Source organism: Niallia sp. FSL M8-0099 (assembly GCF_038006945.1).
GTDB lineage: Bacteria > Bacillota > Bacilli > Bacillales > Cytobacillaceae > Niallia > Niallia circulans.
This window is the reverse complement of sequence record NZ_JBBOWF010000002.1, coordinates 187198-204243: the sequence shown is the minus strand read 5'-3', so window position 1 is coordinate 204243 and position 17046 is coordinate 187198. Positions and strand designations below refer to the sequence as shown.

The 17046-nt window shown below is 35.3% G+C and carries 14 protein-coding genes and 1 pseudogene; 13 read left to right on the top strand and 2 right to left on the bottom strand.

The window, feature by feature from the left end; genetic code table 11:
• The first annotated feature begins 210 nt into the window (after nucleotides 1–210).
• The 4 genes from thpR (at nucleotide 211) to NSQ92_RS15815 (ending at nucleotide 5221) form a co-directional block, all read left to right on the top strand.
• Complete coding sequence (thpR, locus tag NSQ92_RS15830; protein WP_061798763.1) at nucleotides 211–783, top strand: RNA 2',3'-cyclic phosphodiesterase; 573 nt, start codon at nucleotides 211–213, stop codon at nucleotides 781–783.
• A gap of 26 nt (nucleotides 784–809) precedes the next feature.
• A complete protein-coding gene (locus NSQ92_RS15825) occupies nucleotides 810–1784 on the top strand; it encodes a nuclease-related domain-containing protein (RefSeq protein ID WP_341152952.1) in 975 nt (324 codons plus the stop codon).
• A gap of 58 nt (nucleotides 1785–1842) precedes the next feature.
• Nucleotides 1843–3990: a type I pullulanase gene (gene pulA / locus NSQ92_RS15820; protein WP_144581411.1), complete on the top strand. Its 2148-nt coding sequence runs from the start codon at nucleotides 1843–1845 to the stop codon at nucleotides 3988–3990.
• 457 nt (nucleotides 3991–4447) lie between these two features.
• Nucleotides 4448–5221, top strand: a complete 774-nt coding sequence (locus tag NSQ92_RS15815) for a phosphotransferase family protein (protein WP_047944504.1) — start codon at nucleotides 4448–4450, stop codon at nucleotides 5219–5221.
• Between the two features lie 16 nt (nucleotides 5222–5237).
• Here NSQ92_RS15815 and NSQ92_RS15810 read toward each other — a convergent pair whose 3' ends face one another.
• A complete protein-coding gene (locus NSQ92_RS15810) occupies nucleotides 5238–5516 on the bottom strand; it encodes a YtzH-like family protein (RefSeq protein WP_047944503.1) in 279 nt (92 codons plus the stop codon).
• A 229-nt stretch (nucleotides 5517–5745) separates the two neighbouring features.
• Here NSQ92_RS15810 and trmB point away from each other — a divergent pair, with 229 nt between their 5' ends.
• Nucleotides 5746–6384: a tRNA (guanosine(46)-N7)-methyltransferase TrmB gene (trmB, locus tag NSQ92_RS15805; RefSeq protein ID WP_047944502.1), complete on the top strand. Its 639-nt coding sequence runs from the start codon at nucleotides 5746–5748 to the stop codon at nucleotides 6382–6384.
• 134 nt (nucleotides 6385–6518) lie between these two features.
• On the opposite strand, the gene NSQ92_RS15800 is transcribed toward trmB, so the two are convergent.
• On the bottom strand, nucleotides 6519–6833 hold the full coding sequence (locus tag NSQ92_RS15800; protein WP_047944501.1) for a PepSY domain-containing protein: 315 nt from the start codon (nucleotides 6831–6833) through the stop codon (nucleotides 6519–6521).
• A gap of 258 nt (nucleotides 6834–7091) precedes the next feature.
• On the opposite strand from NSQ92_RS15800, the gene NSQ92_RS15795 reads away from it, so the two are divergent.
• From NSQ92_RS15795 to NSQ92_RS26845, 8 genes and pseudogenes are all read left to right on the top strand, one after another.
• Complete coding sequence (locus tag NSQ92_RS15795) at nucleotides 7092–8165, top strand: M42 family metallopeptidase (RefSeq protein ID WP_047944500.1); 1074 nt, start codon at nucleotides 7092–7094, stop codon at nucleotides 8163–8165.
• A 126-nt stretch (nucleotides 8166–8291) separates the two neighbouring features.
• Nucleotides 8292–8804, top strand: coding sequence for a DUF84 family protein (locus NSQ92_RS15790; RefSeq protein ID WP_047944499.1), 513 nt, complete (start codon nucleotides 8292–8294; stop codon nucleotides 8802–8804).
• Between the two features lie 157 nt (nucleotides 8805–8961).
• Complete coding sequence (locus NSQ92_RS15785; RefSeq protein WP_047944498.1) at nucleotides 8962–9276, top strand: thioredoxin family protein; 315 nt, start codon at nucleotides 8962–8964, stop codon at nucleotides 9274–9276.
• A 317-nt stretch (nucleotides 9277–9593) separates the two neighbouring features.
• Nucleotides 9594–10397, top strand: a complete 804-nt coding sequence (locus NSQ92_RS15780) for a DUF1444 domain-containing protein (RefSeq protein ID WP_047944527.1) — start codon at nucleotides 9594–9596, stop codon at nucleotides 10395–10397.
• A 394-nt stretch (nucleotides 10398–10791) separates the two neighbouring features.
• Nucleotides 10792–13542, top strand: coding sequence for a DNA translocase FtsK (locus tag NSQ92_RS15775; protein WP_341152950.1), 2751 nt, complete (start codon nucleotides 10792–10794; stop codon nucleotides 13540–13542).
• A gap of 257 nt (nucleotides 13543–13799) precedes the next feature.
• Entirely contained in the window at nucleotides 13800–15098 is a 1299-nt protein-coding gene (gene murC, locus NSQ92_RS15770; RefSeq protein WP_047944496.1) for a UDP-N-acetylmuramate--L-alanine ligase, read from the top strand.
• A gap of 232 nt (nucleotides 15099–15330) precedes the next feature.
• Nucleotides 15331–16660, top strand: a pseudogene (locus NSQ92_RS15765) (IS3 family transposase).
• 189 nt (nucleotides 16661–16849) lie between these two features.
• Nucleotides 16850–16990: a transposase gene (locus NSQ92_RS26845; protein WP_445669270.1), complete on the top strand. Its 141-nt coding sequence runs from the start codon at nucleotides 16850–16852 to the stop codon at nucleotides 16988–16990.
• Nucleotides 16991–17046: the final 56 nt, after the last annotated feature.

Below are 17046 nucleotides of genomic sequence, written 5' to 3'. Positions count from 1 at the left end.
TAAAACATCGTACAGATACGGTTAAAATTAATCCGATAGGTTATATAATAGAATAAAGTTACTAGGAGCAAAGACAAAACAAAGACAGGCTGTTCTCCATAAAGTATATTTCTTATAAAGGATGCCAGGTCATGCATTAAGGGGCCGGAATTTAATGAATTTTATGAGGAAACAACACTCTGGAGAAAAAGGCTAAAAGGAAGATTAGATATGAAAACGACTATTCCGCATTATTTTATTGGTATTAAGCCAGATGTACAAGTTATAAATGAAATAGAAAAGATGCGAAAAGAGTTACAAATAAAATTTCCTTTTAAAAGATGGGTACATCCTTTAGATTATCATATTACACTTGCCTTTTTAGGAAGTGCCTCCGATGAACAAAGGGAAAAGTTACAAACTCTTTTAAATCAATTCCCTTTAAGTACCGATTTTCAAATACATATAGATCATTTGGGTGTTTTCGGCCAGCGACAAAGTCCGAGGATATTCTGGGCAGGGATGAAAGAAGAGCAGAAACTGGTTGAGTTAAGAAATCAGGTCTTTGCTGCAAGCAGCAAGGCTGGTTTTCAGTTAGAAACGCGGCCATTTCATCCACATATGACTTTAGCAAGAAAATGGAAGGAAGACTCCATCTTTTCAGAGCAGGAGTTAAACGAGTTTGCATTGCCTAAAAATTTAATTTCTAATATTGATAGTATTCATCTGTTTCAAACACATATGGATAAAATACCTAAATATGAGATAATAAAAAGTTACAGCTTTCATAATCACAAGCAATAGAAACATGTAATATAGGGGGGAAAAGCTTGGCGCAGTTAATCAAATTACAAGATTACGTTTCGCGATATGAGCAGAACATCGTCTTGTATCCATCACGTTTCGTTCGTTTAAAAAAGCAACAGTGGACAGGGCTAAAGAGAGCTTTTGATACAAAAGACAGAAGTCTCTTTTACATAGAGAACCCAATAGAAGACAACTGGTTAATGGAAAAACCGACTTTGCTGGAAAGAGTAAAGAAAACTATCTTAAATCGCAATAAGTTGGAAGAAACAGAAGTGGCAAAAATAAATGATAGCCAAAAAAAGGAAGAAGATGAAGAAGAACTAGACTTCGATTACGATGCCAAAAAATATAAACATCCACAATCAATCGATGAGTTAAAACAGCAATTTCTAAATCAATTATTTGAATTTCAGCTAAAATGGGCCAGTTCTACGCTCACAGAAATGTCAGAAGTAAAAAAAACACTTTATTATGATGATTTATTAAAATATTTCTTGCAAAGATTCCCAGATACATTTTTGGTTCTCTATCAACCGCTGTTCCAATTGAAGAATGCTCCGGTTGAATTGGACACCATTATAGTTACACCAACAGAAGTTTGGTGTATACATGTTCTAGAAGCGGAGAACTCAGCAGTATTTGTTGGTTCGAATGATAAATTTTGGCTTAAAAAAAAGGGGGATAAGGAGAAAAAGATTCTTAGTCCTGTCATATCTATAAACAGAACAGAGAAAATTGTAAAGGGTATTCTAGAAAAGTATGACACCACTTTACCTGTACAAAAAGTAATTCTTACTCGAAATGGCTATGTTGATTTTCCAGCACCACCATATGATTTGAAAATTATCGAAAAAAGAAACTATGAAGATTGGTTTTATAAAATGAGAAATAACCATTCGCCAATTAAAGCAATTCAATTAAAAGCAGCAGAAAGTCTTTTACATTATGGTTTGACGAATTCAAAAAGAAGGTATGAATGGGATACAGAGGAATCATAAGCAATAATGGGGAAGTTGAGAATAGATGGATGTTCATGAGAAAAGGGAGTTGAGGGATTTGTTATCGATAAGAAGGAGTTTCTTTGCCTATTTAGATGAAATGTCATTAATAACTGTTCTACTTCCCTATTCGTATTTTCATGGGGAATCAACATCATTTATATTAAGAGGGGATAAACAAGCTACTAATCTTGTGATTGAATCCAAAGAAAAAATGCAGCATTTCGTCAAGTACAAATGCCGTGCGCATGATAAGATACAAATCGGACAAAAATATGAAGTTGAAGATGGAAATAAAGGTGTGACAGATTTACAGATAGGTGCGGTTATCAGAACACCTTTATTTGATAAGCAATTTTATTATGATGGACCACTAGGTGTTCATTATGCTTCCGATCAGAGCACTTTCTATCTGTGGGCTCCCACTGCCCAACAAGTGAAATTAGTGCTGCAATCCCCAGATTCATCTAGTAAGGAAAGACGAATCGTAGAGATGGAAAGACAAGAAAAAGGCGTTTGGAAAACAACCTATTTAGCAGATTTGGAAGGTTATTATTACAGCTATCTAGTCCTTATTAACTTGGAATGGAAAGAAGCGATTGATCCATATGCTGTCGCTGTTTCTGTAAATGGGGAAACAGGAGTAATCGTTGACTTAAATAAAACCAAAAGGCAGAAACCAGTCTTGCCGCCGTTAGAACAGAGTGTAGATAGTATCATCTACGAAGCGCATATTCGCGATTTAACGATACATCCTGACAGTGGAATTCAGCAAAAGGGCAAATATGTTGGAGTGGCAGAATTAAATACGCGTACGCCCCGAAACAATCTGTCAGGACTAACCTATATTAAAAACTTAGGTGTTACCCATATAGAGTTTCTCCCAGTACATGACTTTGAAGAAATTGATGAGTTAGAGGTACTAAAAAAATATAATTGGGGCTATAACCCTTCCCATTATAATGTTCCAGAGGGCAGTTACTCAACAAACCCAATGGATCCTTATGTAAGAATTAATGAATTGAAAGAAATGATTCATGCTGTACAGGAACAAGGCATTCGTGTCATTTTGGATGTTGTGTATAATCATGTCTATAAAAAGGAAGATTCCTCTTTTGAAAAAATCGTTCCAGGTTATTACTTCCGCTATGATAAGCATGGTATGCCAGCAAATGGAACTGGAGTAGGGAATGACATTGCTTCTGAACGATCGATGGTAAGGAGATTCATTGTGGATTCCGTTCGTTTTTGGATAGAAGAGTATCAAATAGATGGATTACGGTTCGATTTGATGGGGATACTTGATTGCCAAACTATGAATGAAGTCCGGTCAATTTGTGATAATATTGATAAGAGTATCTTAATTATTGGAGAAGGCTGGGATCTTGCAACTCCTATCAACCATGATGAGAAAGCCATTATTGCTAATCAACAGTCGCTGCCTGGAATTGGCCAGTTTAATGATCAATTTAGAGATAAAATAAAGGGGAGCACCTTTGATCAATATGATCGAGGGTACGCGCTTGGAAATAAGCAATATAAAGGAGAAATTGCTGAATTATTAGCTGGAAGCGTTGGAATCTATAAAGAGGGTGGCATGTTTCTTGAACCAGGGCAATCTGTAAACTATGTGGAATCACATGATAATCATACATTATGGGATAAAATTGATATTTGTTTTCCAGAGGCATCAGATGAAGAGAAAAGAAGAAAACATCGACTGGCAACTTCTCTCGTTCTTCTAAGTCAGGGAATCCCTTTCTTGCATTCAGGACAGGAATTTTTCCGCACAAAATTTGGTGTGGAAAATAGTTATCAATCGCCTGATGAGATTAATCAGTTAGATTGGAATAGAAAAGACCAATTCTTAATGAATGTTGACTATATAAAAGGATTAATTTCCCTAAGAAAAAATAATCGTGCTTTTCGCTTACGATCTGTGCAGGAAATCCAAAAACATGTAACCATAAATCAGCAAGCAAATAACATTATCCAGTATTGTTTAGATGATTTGCAGCAACTTGGAGAATGGGAAACTATCATCGTATTGATAAATGGTAATGATTCTGCCGAGGAAGGCTTTTGTCCGGAAGATGAATGGAAGATACTTGTGGAAGACGGAATCGTATATGAAGACGACTATCCAACAATACATGGAGATAGCCTAATAGTTAACCCAAGCAGTGTAACGATACTTGCCAAATAGTATGCTATTTGGCAAGTGAGATTATCTATTGCTTGAATAGTGGGAATTTAACAAGAGATGTTCTTAATAGGAGAATCCGATATTTTTTTAATAGAAATATTTATTTTAACTGGAGATTCACTTGACTAAAAAATGAAATAAGAGATAATATTTAAATGAGAAACTTTCAATTAAAAATAAGTATTTAAGTAAAATTTAATATAAAATGATTGGAAATATTGGATACATAGTATAATTGTATGGATACTATGTCCTTTTTCTTTTTTATCTCATTAAATTTTAGGCACATATGTGCTAGTTAAAGATTGATAGCTGTACGATGAGTATAATTTACTATAATTGATGAATAGCTAATAACCATTTTTGTTTGTTCTTCCTACAAATTTAGGACAAAAAAGACTCAAACAGGAATTTCTCATCTTTTTTTTGGAGCATAATATATAGTAGGTGAACAATTTTGGAACATTTATTAGGGCAAGATTGGGAAATAACTCCTGCAGGTGGAGAAACAGGCGAAGCCTTTTTTGCACAAAATAATGGACAGAAGCTTTTTTTAAAACGAAATTCGTCTCCATTTTTAGCTGTGCTGTCAGCAGAAGGAATTGTCCCAAAACTTGTTTGGACAAAAAGATTTGAAAACGGAGATGTTTTTACTGCCCAGCAATGGCTGATTGGTAGAGAATTTGGTCATTCGGATATGACGGATGAAAGAGTAACCATGTTACTCAAAAAAATTCATACCTCTAAGCCTTTATTAGAGATGCTCAAAAGACTAGGTAAAACATCTTTTCATCCTGAAATGATTTTGTCAGTCATAAAAGCAGAAATAGACGATGAATTAAAAGATAACGAAGATATCACTCGTTATATCCAATTTTTAGAGGAGAATCTTCCATTTATCAAAACAACAGAGCATGTCGTTTGTCATTGTGATGTAAATCATAACAACTGGCTGCTTTCTGAAGACAACCAGTTGTATTTAATTGACTGGGATGGTGCAATGATTGCAGATCCAGCAATTGATTTAGGCATGTTACTTTATTGGTATATTCCAAAAGAAGATTGGAAAAATTGGTTACATACTTACGGGTATGAACTAACCGATCATTTATCCTTAAGAATGAAATGGTATGTTATTGCTCAAACGATTAATTCCATACGTTGGTATAAGAAAAAAGGCCGATATAGCGAAATGCAAAAATGGATGCAATTTTTACATGACATTGATTAATCGGCCATTTACCTTTTTAAGATAAATTGTTAATTCCATCTACCCATTGCGATAATTGGTCTTGGTGTGAATGAATATGATTGTCTAAATTGGAGGCATTGACACCTTGCTTGCTGTAAAGATGTACTTCCTCTAAAATCGGAAGGATATTTTGATCAATTTGATCATTGGTTCTTAAAGAAGTAATCAATCTCTCGATCTGCTCGCATTCCGCTACAGATCCACAGCAGTCTGTTTGTTGATTACTAAGAATATCGGCTAATAATGCTAATTGATGCTCGTGGTTTATAGGCATACTTAGAACACCCTTTCTATAGGTTCTAGTATGAAAAGAGTAAAATCATTCTTTTCAAATACCAGTTAAGGAATTCACTTATAGGTTGTGAATTCTTTTTTTCTTTATTCAAATGTTCCTAATGTAAATTTATCCTTCAAAAATAATCAATTGCCAAGAAAAGAGTATTGCATCGATGTATAATGCATGATATTGTTTGAAACGATAGTTATTAATAAGGAGTGTCCACATGCGATTAAGACATAAACCATGGGCGAAAGATAAATTAAGCGCATATCCGCAATATGTTATCCAAACCCCGGAAGATTGGAAAGGTAAATGGGATCAGGCATTTAGTCAAAAAGGGCCGATCCATATTGAGATTGGAACTGGAAAAGGTAGATTTATCACAGAAATGGCAAAAGCAAATCCTTCCATTAATTATATCGGCGTAGAACTTCAGGAAAGTGTCATAGTTTCTGCGTTAGATCGATTAATTGAAGCAGAAGTACCAAACTTGAAGTTAATGAATATAAATGCAGAAAAGCTTAAGGATTATTTTGAAAAAGGAGAAATTGCCCGAGTTTATTTGAATTTTTCAGATCCTTGGCCAAAAACAAGACACGAAAAACGGAGACTAACGTATAAAACGTTCTTGGATTCTTATCAATCAGTCCTAATTGATAAAGGAGAAGTGCATTTTAAAACAGATAACCAAGGGCTGTTTGAATACTCTCTTAAGAGTTTTTCTGAATATGGAATGCTTTTAAAATATGTAAGCCTTGATTTGCATAACAGCGATTATGAGGGCAATATCATGACTGAATATGAAGAGAAATTTTCCAATAGAGGCAATAGAATTTATCGTTGTGAAGTGCAATTTAAATAAGGGGAAAAGAGGTTGGAGAGTAAGCTTTCCAGCCGAGATATACCCAACCAATGATGCGGAATTCCAAAAACATTTCGTATCGTTGGTTGGGTTTTATATTTGTTAAAAGCCACTTATTATCGCTAAAATAAAAGTTAAGATAATTGATTAACATCAAGAATTCTGCCTGTCTCACTATCTGAAATGAATTCATATACTTCTTGGGTATCACCATTCAAGCGCGTGATACCACCTCTATAAACAGTAAGGGAAGATTCGCGCGTATGAAGTATTTCTTTCTCCATATTTATCCAAGATCCATTAATCGGTCCCTTTTCTTTAAAAGCTGTTTTAGCTAAAGATAAGACCTGGTCACCCGAAAGACTACTATTTTTAGCAATGACTTCTTTTACGATATAGCTTGCGGCTAGTCCTGCCACAACACCGCCTATGATATGTTTCCAATTCATAATAGAACTCCTTATTTTTTGTGTCGTATTTTCTTGTATTAGGCTAAGTACTTCAAACTACAAAAAAGTAGATATTGTTATTATAACTAATTTATATCATAGAAGAAATGATTAGCCGACTTCTTCCTGAAAACTGGTTCTAAGTTTTAAATTGGATAATTTCTAATTGGGTAGAGGAAAGTAGTGGTATGCAGTTAGATATTTCGGTACAATAAATATATTATTAAAATACATAGTTATTAAAGGGGTTTAACTAGAATGGAACAACAAACATTAGATATGTTCCGAACATTAACGGAACTTCCGGGAGTAGCTGGAAATGAACATCAAGTTCGAAAATTTATGAAAGAACAATTAAGTCTTTATACAAATGAAATCGTGCAAGATAACCTTGGCAGTATCTTTGGGGTAAAAAGAGGAACGGAAAATGGACCAACAGTTATGGTTGCCGGACATATGGATGAGGTTGGTTTTATGGTTACAGCAATCACGGATAACGGAATGATTCGTTTTCAGCCTATCGGTGGCTGGTGGAGTCAAGTCCTTTTAGCACAAAGAGTACAGATTATAACTAATAAAGGACCTGTTATTGGGGTAATCGGTTCGATTCCTCCACATCTATTGGACGAAGCCTTAAGAAGTAAACCAATGGATATAAAAAATATGCTGATCGATATCGGAGCGGATGATAAGGAAGATGCATTGAAAATTGGGATTAAGCCTGGTCAAATGATTGTGCCAATTTGTCCATTTACGCCAATGGCTAATGAAAAGAAAATTATGGCAAAAGCATGGGATAATCGTTATGGTTGTGGTTTAGCGATTGAATTGTTAAAGAATCTTCAAGAAGAGGAGATTCCAAATATCTTATATTCTGGGGCTACTGTGCAAGAGGAAGTAGGTCTTAGAGGAGCTAGAACTGCAGCTAATATGATTAAGCCAGATGTATTTTATGCTTTAGACGCAAGTCCTGCAAATGATGCATCAGGTGATAAAAACCAATTTGGTCAGCTTGGAAAAGGAGCATTGTTACGCATTTATGATGCAACGATGGTTATGCATAAAGGGATGAGAGAATTTATTTTAGATACAGCGGAATCTAATAATATTGCCTATCAGTACTTTATTTCACCAGGCGGAACGGATGCGGGACAGGTTCATATTTCAAATAATGGTGTACCTAGTGCTGTTATTGGCATATGCTCACGTTATATTCATACAAGTGCTTCTATTATCCACATCGATGATTATGCGGCTGCAAAAGAACTGTTAACTAAATTAGTAAAAACGACGGATCATACAACCATTGAAACACTACGTGCAAATCAATAAAAAACAAAACTATTTTATAGATAATTCATCTTAAAAAATTTAATTAAAGGTATCTCCAATACGATTGGTATATGTGAGATACCTTTTTTATAAACTGTTTGGTCATTATATTAGGAGTGAAGCAAAGTGAAAGTTTGTATTGGCACCAATAATAAAGCAAAAGTAAAAGCAGTAAAAAACTGTTTAGAAAAAGATATGACTATAGAGTTTGCTACATTTAATGTGAGCTCTGGGGTAAGCGAACAGCCATTTTCAGATGAGGAAACGATCAAAGGAGCCATTAACCGAGCGAAGGCTGCATTGCAGGAAGGAGCCGGCGAGATAGGGATTGGCTTAGAAGGAGGCGTCCACCGAACAAATGGTATTCTCTTTTTAACTAATTGGGGAGCGCTTGTTGGGAGGGATGGAACCACCTATATAGCTAGTGGAGCAAGAATTCCACTACCAAAGGAAATTGAAACAAAACTAGTTGCAGGAAGAGAACTAGGTCCGGTTATGGATGAATATGCCCAAAAGGAAAATGTTCGCTCAACAGAAGGTGCTATAGGAATATTCACAAACGGCAGAATTAATAGGACTGCTATGTTTGAACATGTTGTTGAATTGCTTCTAGGTCAACTGGAATATCAAGGAAAATAAGAGCTAGAGGAACTTTGGAAATTAGCTGAATTTAAATAGAAAAAGCTTTCCTATTAAGTGATAAAAATGTAGCAATAGGAAAGCATATTAGTAGTGAGGAACCTATAATTCTGATACTATTTATGAAAGGGTACATATTATGAAGGGGGCATTTACATTGAAACATTTACAATCAGCAGACGAATTTGCAGAGCTTAAAAATAGTCCAGAGAAACATATATTTCTTTTTTCAGCAGAATGGTGTGGAGACTGTCGATTTATCGAACCATTTATGTCAGAAGTAGAAGCGAAATTTGATCAATATACATTTATACATGTTGATCGCGATAAATTTATTGATACTTGTATAGAACTAGATGTATTTGGTATTCCAAGCTTTATCGCTTTTGAGGGCGGGAAAGAACTTGGCAGATTTGTAAGCAAGGATCGAAAAACACAGGAAGAAATTGAAAAGTTCATTGAATCTTTATAGGGAAAACAATAGGCGATAGAATGATTTATCCTATTCTCAACACAAGTAAGGATAGTCAAGGCTTATTTAGTCAGTAGAGAATTTTTTTCTTTATTTTGCTGTAATATGTAAAAATAAACGTTTATCTTATAGAAGGTTGTCTCCTATATAAAATGTAGCTTGGAAAGGGACGTAGTTCCCTGCTATATTTTAAGTGGAGATAACCTTTTTCCATTGATTACAAGAAAAACTGCCTATTAAAAAGATGATTATCGATTCATTTAGAGTATAATAAATAGGAAGAAATTGAAGAGGACGGAAGTGAAACAAGAATGAAAATGACAAGTAAAAAAATGAAGGATATGCTCATGCAGCGAATAAGTAACGAGGATCGAACTTTTACATTTGATAGTAAAAAAGATCAAGTACGTATAGAAAGTAAAGCAACGGGAAAGGGAGTTACCGTTTCCTTGCCTGAAATAATTGCAAAATGGGAAACAAAAAAAGAAAAAGCAGTCGATGAGATTGTTTATTATATTGAACATGGCTTAGGAGCAATTGAAAAAGATGAAGAAATAGAAGGAAAAGAGAAAAAAATATTTCCTGTGATTCGTTCTACTTCTTTTCCTCAACAATCAAATGAGGAAATTCCCTTTATAACAGAAGAGCATACGGCAGAAACCAGAGTATATTATGCTTTGGATATGGGGAATACCTATCGTCTTATTGATGAGAGATTGATGGAAAAAGAAAATTGGTCTTCCGCTTCGATTAAGGAAATGGCTCTTTTTAATGTAAGATCTTTATCCACAAATGTAAAAGCAGATAGTGTTGCTGGTAATGTTTTTTATTTTATAAACAGCAATGATGGCTATGATGCAAGTCGAATATTAAATGATGCCTTTTTAAAGGATATGTATGATCAGTGTGAAGGCACAATGACGGTAGCTGTTCCTCATCAAGATGTACTTATTATAGGTGATATTCGGAATGAAACAGGATACGATATCCTCGCTCAAATGACGATGAGTTTCTTTGCGAGCGGAAGAGTTCCAATTACAGCACTATCTTTCCTGTATGAGGGTGGCGAATTAGAGCCTATATTTATTTTAGGTAAAAATAAAAAAAGAGGAAAAGAATAGGGACAATGTAATCAAATCGATTTATAATTTACTTTTGAATGACATCTAATTGAAATATTTTTATACTAAAATAACAATTATGTAGATTGAAAAGCTAGAATGTTTCTATAAGTTCCCTGTTTTAACCTGAAAAAAAGAGAGACTTAATGAAAGAGGCAATTAGGATATACAAACTTTCAAAAAGTGTCTCTTTTTTAATTGCTATATATAAATGTATCTAGTTATAGAACCAGAGTTGTTGGAGCGTTGGCAATTTAAAAAAACAAAGAGGGAATTTATCTTTGTTTAACCTTCTGCTAAAGAGGGAAAGGGAGAGTTGTTAAAAAATAGTGCTCGAAATTCTGAACATAACTGTTAAAATAGTAATGAGATTGGAAAGAAAGAGTGATTACGTGTGAATTGGTTCAAAAAAGTATTTAAACAGTTTGCTAGTGAAGAAGAGGAGCTGAACCAAGTTGAAGAATCGGTTGAAGCAGAACAGCAACCGAAAATGGAGTCTACGGCATGGAAGAAAGAGATAGATTCAAAGATTATTTATCAATATCCGAAAGGGAACTTTCGCTTTCCACTAATTCCTGATGAAGAGATAGATGATAAGAAAGAGATGGATAGAAGGAAAAGAAGGGAACCTAGGCAAGCCTTCCAAGAGAATAGACGTGAAAACGATCAACCATTTAAACGACCATATGCAGAACAGACGAAAAGCGATCAGAAGGAAGAAAAAGTATCGAATACATATAGTACTAATCGTCCTTTCAAACCTACAGAAGTTGTTTCTCCGATATATGGATATAACCGTCCAGAAAGGAAATCGATAAGGACTACGGAATCACGACCAATAATAGAAAAAAAAGTTGAAATTTCGAAAGAAGCGAGGATTAACCAGAAAGAACAGAACAAAACAAGAGGCAATGAAGAACTACTAACATTCGCTGGAATGAATGATGAGGTGGTTGAATCACAAGAAGTTCGACAGAATGTGGAGATAGCTGAATCACAAAAAGCAGAGAGGAATGTAGAAGCAGCAGAACCGCAAGAAGAGGAAAGAAATGTAGAATCATCTGAACTACAAGAAGCGGAAAAGAATGTGGAAGTAGCAGAACTTCAAGAAGCGGAACGTAACATAGAGTCAGCAGAAACGCAAGAAGCTGGACAACAACATGGCGAAATTCATGTGGAGACAGTTGAACTGCATAAAGCTGAGACAGCTGTTGCGCAAGAAACGGTAACAGTGGACAGGATAATGGAGCAAGATACATCTTTTTCTATAAAAGCTGAGGAATATTTCGCTGAAGAAATAACTTCTAGAGCCGATAGTGCATTAGAGATAGAGAATGTTGCTTCTCTAAGCGTTTTTGCCAGGGAAGCAGAAAAGGAAGTAAATGAGCAGGTAGAAAGTTTAATAGAAGACCAAGAACTTGATAATAATCAATCATTGTTAAAGTTTGAAGAAGCGGAAGTAGTAGAAGAAGTTTATCAGGAAAATGATGAAGAATTAGTAGTAGAAAAAAAGGAAGAAGCCTCCCAGGCGAAAATAGAGGAGAAGAAGACAATTTCTCGTAAAGGTCCTTTACCTTTTAATGTGTTGATGCTGAATAAAGACAGAAAACGATTGGCAAATCAACAAGTCGAGAAAAAAATATGTGAGGAGCCAAAGCCACAGTCGCAGGCAGAAGTAGTAGTTCCCTCTATGATAGAAAAAGAAGATGAGGAACAAAATGACTTACCTTATTACGTTTTTCCCGAAGAAAATTTATTGAATCCACCCATTTTGCAAATAGAAAAGGATGGTTGGATTGAAGAGCAGACTATGCTCTTAAACGATACATTTACCAATTTCAATGTTCATGCAAAGGTGGTAAATGTTACACAAGGACCTTCTGTAACACGTTATGAGGTACAACCAGAACCAGGAGTTAAGGTTAGCAAAATTACCAATCTTTCTGATGACTTAAAATTAAGTTTGGCTGCAAAAGATATCAGAATTGAGGCGCCAATTCCTGGAAAGCATACAGTAGGAATTGAAGTCCCAAACCAAAAAAGTCGACCTGTACTTATAAGAGAGATTTTGGAAAGTGAAGAATTTAAAAGTTCAGCCTCTCCCTTAACGGTAGCAATGGGATTGGATATTTCAGGAAAACCAATCGTTACAGATTTACGCAAAATGCCACATGGATTAATAGCTGGAGCGACTGGATCTGGAAAAAGTGTGTGTATTAATACAATGCTTGTGAGCTTACTATACAAAGCAAAACCAGAGGAATTGAAGCTCTTATTAGTAGATCCTAAAATGGTTGAATTAGCTCCATATAATTATGTTCCCCATTTAGCAAGTCCTGTTATTACAGATGTAAAGACGGCAACTGCTGCACTAAAATGGGCTGTCGAAGAGATGGAAAGAAGATATGAGCTATTAGCACATGCTGGTGTTAGAGATATTACAAAATATAATCAATTAGCAGAAGAGCATAAAAGGTATAGTGAGAAATTGCCATATTTAGTGATCGTAATTGATGAGTTAGCAGATTTAATGATGATGGCACCTGCGGATGTAGAAGAAGCGATTAGTAGAATAGCTCAAAAGGCAAGGGCGTGCGGGATTCACCTATTAATTGCTACACAAAGACCATCAGTTGATGTTATTACAGGATTAATTAAGGCAAATGTTCCAACACGAATTGCGTTTTCTGTTTCCTCTCAAATTGATTCACGTACCGTCATCGATATTAGTGGTGCCGAGAAGCTTTTGGGTAAAGGGGATATGCTATTTTTAGAAAATGGAACATCAAAGCCCGTTCGATTGCAAGGTACATTTGTATCAGATGAAGAAATTGATCAGGTAGTGGCACATGTTAGGAAAGAAAGAAAACCAGAATATTTATTTGAACAAGAAGACCTGTTAAAAAAAGTTCAAATGTCTGAAGAAGAAGATGAATTATTTTACGAAGCTTGTGAATTTATTATTGAACAGGGTGGAGCGTCTACATCTAGTCTGCAAAGGAAATTCAAAATAGGATATAATCGAGCAGCGAGATTAATTGATATGATGGAAAAGCAGGGATTTATATCAGAAGCTAGAGGAACAAAGCCTAGAGACGTATTAATAACAGAAAGTGAATTGCTGTTATTACAGGAAAACGAATAACCGGAGAAAGGATTACTTCGTAAAATGCTTCCATAGATTGGAATTATATTGTTCCGTAGTTTTTCATCATGAAAGATGGTATAATGTATAAATGTGAAATAAAAAAAGGAAAAAAAAGTTAATGTATTGTAGAAACATGAATAATTAATGGAATGAGAAAAATAAAGTGAACAAAGTTGCATACATAAATGCAATGAGCAAATTGAATGAGGATATCATATACTGTTAAAAGATATGCGTAGTTGGAGGTTCTTTATATGACTATTTACCACTTCGTAGGTATAAAAGGGTCGGGTATGAGTGCGTTAGCACAAATTTTACATGATATGGGTTTTGAGGTACAAGGCTCTGATGTGGATAAAAGATTTTTCACTCAGATTGCTTTAGAACAAGCTGGAATAAAAATTCTTCCTTTTCAACGTGAAAATGTTCAACCAGGAATGAATGTTATTGTAGGAAATGCATTTCCGGATACACATGAGGAAGTAGAAGAAGCAGTAAAGCTGGGTCTTCCAGTGATTCGATACCATCGTTTCCTTGGAGATTTTATGAAGCAATTTACAAGTATAGCTGTAACTGGAGCACATGGAAAGACATCTACAACTGGTTTGCTTTCCCATGTAATGAAGGGGGCAAAGCCTACAGCATATTTAATTGGTGATGGTACGGGGAAAGGGGTAACTGGAGCAGAATATTTTGCTTTTGAAGCATGTGAATATCGCAGACATTTCTTATCCTATTTCCCTGATTATGCATTGATGACCAATATTGATTTTGATCATCCAGATTATTTTGCCAATGTGGAAGATGTTTTTTCTGCCTTTCAAGAGATGGCATGGCAAGTTAAAAAAGGAATTTTTGCTTGCGGGGATGACGAACATTTACAAAAGATTCAAGCAAAAGTGCCAGTTGTATTTTATGGTTTTGGAGATGAGAATGATTTCCAAGCGAGGAATGTGGAAAAAACAACTGAAGGTACAACTTTTGAAGTTTATGTACGTAATACGTATTACAACACCTTCTCCATTCCGACATTTGGGGACCATAATATCTTAAATGCTTTAGCTGTTATTACGCTTAGTCATTATGAGGAACTAGATGCAGAAATCGTTAAAGAACGCTTAATGACATTTGAAGGAGTAAAACGAAGATTTACAGAAAAGACAATTGGTACACAGGTTATTATCGATGATTATGCTCACCATCCGACCGAAATAAAAGCAACGGTGGAGGCTGCTCGTCAAAAGTATCCTGATAGAGAAATTGTTGCTGTATTCCAGCCACATACATTCTCTCGTACTCAAGCATTTCTTCAAGAATTTGCAGATAGCTTAAATTTAGCTGATTCTACTTATCTATGTGATATATTTGGTTCTGCACGTGAGAATCACGGAAAGCTAAGTATTACAGATTTAGCTGATAAGGTACCTGGAAGCAAAATTATTTCAGAAGAGACAGTTTCTTCTCTGAAAAAACATGATAATAGTGTAATCTTGTTTATGGGTGCAGGAGATATTCAAAAATATCAAAGTGCTTATGAAAAAACATTAGGGTAATAAAAAGGGATCAGAATTTACATTCAGATTCCTTCAGACTGTAGACAAACTCTTTTAAATTTGAGGTTTTGTCTATGGTCTTTTTTTGTGACTCCTTCTAATAGGGATGTTGACTTCCGCTACAGGGGTTCGCTATCCATGAGTGCCGAGCCGCTTTGTTGCATACGCTCGGACTTTCTCGTATCTGAACTGCACCCCAATTATTGGACACCACAAGAATTGGGGCTTTTGTATGGATAAAAGAAAACGGTGGACTATAGAAGAAAAAATATCAGCTATTGTACTATATGAAAGTGGCAAATTTTCCTTTCTTGAAGTTGCTAATCGTATCGGGATCGATAAAAAATCAGTCATAAAGTGGTGGAAGTTATATCAAATGCATGGAGTAGAGGCACTAATGCCCCGAAATAGTTGCACGGTGTATGAACCCTCCTTTAAACTGGAGGTACTAAAATATCGTGTAGAGACAGGGGCATCTTATCTGAATACTGCCACTTACTTTAACTTACCTTCCCCGTATACTATCCAACGGTGGGAGGAGAAGTATAATCGTCTAGGGGAAGTAGCCTTTGTTTCCAGGAAAGAGGAGAAATCTACCATGGAGAAAAAAGGACAAGCAGAGAAAGATGAAATCAAAGAAATAAAGGGAGAATTAGAACGATTACGTATGGAAAATGCGTATTTAAAAAAGTTGAATGCCTTAGTTCAAGACAAGGAAAAGTCACCAAACAAGACAAAATAAAGGTCGTGTATGAACTAAGGCATGAATATCCGGTGAATAAGTTATGCAAAATAGCGAATATTCGTCGCAGTACGTATTACTATGGAGTTAAGTTAATGAATCAGCCAGATCCCGATGAAAATTGGAAAAAGGAGATTACCTCTATCTTTGTTGAAAATAAAGGCCGTTATGGATATCGTCGTGTTTGGAGTGAATTAAAGAACAGGGGATATAAAATCAATCACAAAAAAGTGCAAAGAATCATGAAAATACTAGGCTTAAATATAAGTCTTATAAAGGAGTAGTAGGAAAAACTGCTCCCCATCTATTGAAAAGAGACTTTACTGCAAGAAAACCGAATGAAAAATGGGTAACAGATATCACCGAATTCAAGCTATTTGGCGAAAAGGTCTATTTATCTCCTGTTTTAGATTTATTTAACCAAGAGATTATTACGTATACCACAGGATCTAGACCGACCTATTCGCTAGTATCGGAAATGTTACAAAAGGCTATGAAGCGCTTGCCCAAGAAATATACAAATCTCCTGTTACATTCGGATCAAGGATGGCATTATCAGATGAAGTCTTATCGTGAATCCTTAAAGGAACGGAAAATCACACAAAGTATGTCGCGAAAAGGAAACTGTTACGACAATGCGGTAATGGAGAATTTTTTTGGCATTCTAAAATCAGAGTTTTTCTATTCCATGGAATTTAAAAATAAAGAGCATTTTTTAAAAGAACTAGAAAAATATATTTATTACTACAACCATAAACGAATTAAAACAAAACTAAATGGTCTGAGTCCAACAGAATATCGAACTCAGACCATAGGTTAAAATAATGTGTTTAATTTTTGGGGGTCACTGCATATCTCCCATAGGAGTCTCGCCCCTTCGGCTCCGATCAACCTGGTTTCATCATGTTAGTCTAGAATTTTAACTGCTCTTGGTTTTAAAATGTAGATAGATATTTTTTAGAGGTGAAATTATGCTTTCCAAACAGTTATTCAAAGAGACCAATTAGAAATGATTGCTTTAGATCAACTTGTTCCTGATGCAAAAGAAAAGCATGGCATACGATGGACACCTTTAAAGGGACATAAAAAATTACCTATGCAGACCTTGTTTACTTGTGGATCCGTGAACTTAAAGAAAATGGCCAACTGACTTGGATGAGTCTGGTAACAGCTTGAGAAGAGCATAAAGAATAGATCAAAACAAAT